General features: G+C 61.1%; 4 protein-coding genes and 1 tRNA gene. 1 reads left to right on the top strand and 4 read right to left on the bottom strand.

Features of this window, described 5'->3' with window-relative positions:
* Both ABN482_RS13955 and ABN482_RS13950 read right to left on the bottom strand, forming a co-directional pair.
* The coding region (locus tag ABN482_RS13955) for a universal stress protein (protein ID WP_349504554.1) at positions 1-112 on the bottom strand (112 nt) is incomplete at its 3' end.
* Between the two features lie 89 nt (positions 113-201).
* The gene (locus tag ABN482_RS13950; RefSeq protein ID WP_349504553.1) at positions 202-564 is read right to left on the bottom strand and encodes a protein tyrosine phosphatase family protein; all 363 of its coding nucleotides are present in this window, start codon (positions 562-564) and stop codon (positions 202-204) included.
* 177 nt (positions 565-741) lie between these two features.
* Between ABN482_RS13950 and fabI the strand changes: the two genes are divergently transcribed.
* Complete coding sequence (gene fabI / locus ABN482_RS13945; protein WP_349504552.1) at positions 742-1,515, top strand: enoyl-ACP reductase FabI; 774 nt, start codon at positions 742-744, stop codon at positions 1,513-1,515.
* A 33-nt stretch (positions 1,516-1,548) separates the two neighbouring features.
* Here the strand turns inward: fabI and ABN482_RS13940 are convergent, their stop codons facing one another.
* On the bottom strand, positions 1,549-3,609 hold the full coding sequence (locus tag ABN482_RS13940) for an esterase/lipase family protein (protein WP_349504551.1): 2,061 nt from the start codon (positions 3,607-3,609) through the stop codon (positions 1,549-1,551).
* A gap of 130 nt (positions 3,610-3,739) precedes the next feature.
* Positions 3,740-3,816 (bottom strand) — tRNA-Asp (locus ABN482_RS13935).
* Positions 3,817-3,834 lie beyond the last annotated feature (18 nt).

The following is a 3,834-nucleotide window of genomic DNA, read 5'->3' as shown; positions in this document are numbered from 1 at the left end:
CATGCAGCGCCACGACCTCGGCATTGATGGAGCGGGCAAAGGTGATGCCGGCGTTGGCGGCCTGTGCGGCCAGTTCCGAACCGTCGGTGGGGATCAGGACTTTCTTGAACATGGGATGACTCCTCGAAAAGATAATGACATGCTACCGCAAAGGCGACAGTGCGTCAGTGCGCACTTTCCCGGCCTTGAGAAACATCAAGATTAATCGGCGCTCTCCTGCCCCAGGATCTCGCTGGCGGCGCGATAGAGAATGGAGCAGCGCGTACCGCTGCGGCAGAACGCCAGGATCGGCTGCGGCAAGGTCTGCACCAGTTCGGCAAAACGCTCGGCATCGGCCTGCGTCAGGGCACCGCTGACCACAGGCTGGTAGACCCCTTCCAGGCCAGCCGTATCGGCAGCAGCCAGCACATCGGCAGACAACGGCTGTTCGGGGCCGCCCTCAAGATCGGGACGATTGATGATGACGCTGCGAAAGCCGGCCTGCGCCACGGCAGCCATGTCCTCGGGGCGCAACTGGGGGGCCACGGACAGGATCTCGCTCATGGCCACGACGGGAATAGACATCCTGTGTCTCCTGAATATTTTCAATGGACGAAAAGCATAACCGGCCACGCATGTCATGACAATGTCATGCTGCAGTGCCACATTAGTTACGTTTCGTCATATACTCTGGTGATTGAGTCGATCGATAGATTTCCCGACTTGATTTATCAACTTTATCGAACTTCTGGAGCACGCTGCATGCAGTCCCCCTTCTCCCTGGCCGGGAAAAAAGGCCTGATCGTCGGTATCGCCAATGACAAAAGCATTGCGTGGGGGTGTGCCAAGGCCATCCGCCAGGCGGGTGCCGAACTGGCCGTCACCTGGCAGACGGACAAAGCCCTGCCCCATGTGCAGCCGCTGTTCGACACGCTGCAGGCCCCCATCCAGATGCAGCTTGACGTGACGCAGCCGGCACAGATGGAAGCGGTTTTCGAGCGTATCCGCAACGAATGGGGTCGCCTGGATTTCGTTATCCACTCGATTGCCTTTGCGCCCAAGCAGGATCTGCATGGCCGTGTCATCGACAGTTCGGTCGAAGGTTTCCTGCAGGCCATGGATATTTCCTGCCACTCATTCGTGCGCATGGCGCGACTGGCCGAACCGTTGATGACAGAAGGTGGCAGCCTGCTGGCCATGAGCTACCTCGGTGCACAGGAAGTCGTGCCCCACTACGGCATCATGGGTCCGGTCAAGGCCGCGCTGGAGTCCTCGGTCCGCTATCTGGCATCGGAACTGGGCGAAGCCGGTATCCGCGTCCATGCCGTCTCGCCCGGCCCGATCAAGACCCGCGCCGCTTCGGGCATTGCCGATTTCGATCACCTGATCGCTGAAAATGCGCAGCGTGCCCCGCTGGGCGACATTCTCGACATCAACGACGTGGGTACCCTGTCGGCTTTCCTGGTCAGTGACGGTGCCCGCGCCATGACTGGCAGCACAGTCTACGTGGATGGCGGCTTCAACATCCTGAACTGAGCCGGCCTGCACGCCCCTGAGCGGCAAGTTGCCTCAGGGGCGTGCATCCACTGCCGGCGACGGATGGGCGGCACCCACAGGTGCCGGCGTGGTCGCACGAGGCGGCACCGGCGGCAAGGCCGGCGCAGCAGCCGGGTCCTGTGCAGGGAAACTGCGCGCCCGGCGCTGCACCTCGTTCTCCACATCCTCGTGCAGGATGCGGCGGATCTCGAGAATGGCTTCGGGCGTTTCCTGTACGCTGTGCCCGGAGTGCACGACCTTCTGCGACTCTGCACCGTCAAGATAGGCACTCCAGTAAGGCACGACACCATCATCGGAAGCCTCCAGCGGCACCGACATATCCTTCTGTCCGATCACTGAATGATAGCGAATGCCTTTGCCGATCGGCAGGTCAGCCGTGCGCAGGACGAACGGATCACCGACATCAAGGTTGTCGATGCTGGTCGGTAGCTTGAGCGGCCGCTTGCCCTCCAGCGCATCCGCCTTGCCGGCATCGGCGTTGCCGCCGGACTTGCCCTTGAACGCGCCTCCCACACTTTCCAGCATGTTCAGCGGCAGCCTGATCAGGCCCGACAGCCAGCGCACCAGCGTATTGCGGGCCATCGATGTGCCGCGATGCGGCGACGCCAGGAAAATGACCCGCTCCACACCCGGCATGGGATCGAACCGGAACAGTTGGGCCGCACGCGCCTCGAGTTGGGCCTGCTGCTCGGGATCCATCGCATTGTCCTGTGCCCAGCCTTCCCACAGCCCTTCCCCTGACGAGGAAGACAACAGGCGGGCCAGCACGCCCCCCATGCTGTGGCCGATCAGCACCATGTCCTGAGAGGCACGCGCCATGCCATCCGGATCGAAATGATGCAGGGTCTCCAGAATGGCACGCCGTATATAGGCCTGGTTGTAGGCCAGCGGCAGGTTGGTCGGGTAATAGACTTGCCAGATCTGGTAATTGCGACGCAGGGTTTCATCACCCATGATTTCATTGGCCAGATTGACCCAGGCTTCGGGGCTGCTGCCCAGGCCGTGCAACATCACAATGATGCGCCGGTCGGGATCATAGGGCTGCATCATGTAGATATGCGGGCGCTCGAATCCATCCTCGCGCCCCAGCAGCGTGCGCAGCGACTGTGTGGCAAAGCCCGAGCGTGCAAGCCAGAGCCCGTAGCCAGCCGTGAAGTTGGCGGCCAGTGGCACCCGCAACGAGCGCAACAGGATCGACTGCTTGCGATAGGGATCGTAGACATCGAGATAGACCGTGCGGGTCTTGAGCAACTCGTCGAGGGTCTCTGCATGAAACTTGAACACCACTGTCAGCGTCGGCGACGGCATTTCACTGAAGGGTTCATTCGTATCATCGCCGGAAGACAGCGGTCCGTCATCCACCACGGCGACCAGCTCCGCACCGAAGCCATCACGACGATAGACACTTCTCACGCCTGAAAACGACAGCGACGACGCCGGAATCAGCTCCTTGGGACGTACCTGGCCGCCAGGCAAGCGAATGCCGCTCAGGTCGGTCACGATGCGCCAGCCACCATAGGTCATCTCATCGGTCCGCTTGAGCGGTTCGGGATCATCCGTGGCATATGCATGGAACAGTGCCGTCGTGGCTTCCTGGACTGCATAGTTGTAATAGTCGAGCACCTGCGTCTGGCGATCCTCGAACGCCCGCTGGCTGGGCGAACGCTGGGTATAGAACAGATAGCCGTAGGCATAGCGCGCCGTCTGCAGCCAGGCATTGACCTTGGGATTTTCCACGCCCTTGACCGGCGTGGGCAGGTTCATGGCCTGCAGCAGCCACAGTTCTGCCAGCGTGGCCAGGCGCTTTTCATCGGGGATGCCGGACAGATTGGTCAGTACGTCGATGCAGGCCTGCGCCAGGCTGCCGCAATTTTTTGCTTCCAGCCCGGCCATCTGCAGGGTTTCGTCGGCGCTGGCGCTCAACGCACCGCTGGTGAGGATATCCCCTCGCTTGTGATTGATGTACTCGCTGGCACTGATGGAACGGATTTCCACCATGGCGCATCCGGACAGGATCGCCAGACACAACAATCCCGACCAGAACCGTACCGCCCCACGCATTGCATCGCTCATCTTGCCGATATCCAGGAACCTGCTCCAGATCCATCGCCTGCCGTCGCGACAGTGATGCTGTCTTCTCAATATTTGGGCACAAACGGCAAAAAGCCCGATGAAGCTGGGATCATCGGGCTTTTCTGAATTTTGGCGGAGCGGACGGGACTCGAACCCGCGACCCCCGGCGTGACAGGCCGGTATTCTAACCAACTGAACTACCGCTCCGCAGCGGTATGCCTTTCG

This window comes from Corticimicrobacter sp. (genome assembly GCF_040137905.1).
Classification (GTDB): domain Bacteria; phylum Pseudomonadota; class Gammaproteobacteria; order Burkholderiales; family Burkholderiaceae_B; genus Corticimicrobacter.
This window is presented reverse-complemented; position numbering and strand designations above follow the sequence as displayed.

What these genes read in the sequence shown, in the direction of transcription:
- ABN482_RS13950 (WP_349504553.1), bottom strand. Translation starts at nt 564, where the DNA reads ATGTCTATTCCCGTCGTGGCCATGAGCGAGATCCTGTCCGTGGCCCCC.
- fabI (WP_349504552.1), top strand. Translation starts at nt 742, where the DNA reads ATGCAGTCCCCCTTCTCCCTGGCCGGGAAAAAAGGCCTGATCGTCGGT.
- ABN482_RS13940 (WP_349504551.1), bottom strand. Translation starts at nt 3,609, where the DNA reads ATGAGCGATGCAATGCGTGGGGCGGTACGGTTCTGGTCGGGATTGTTG.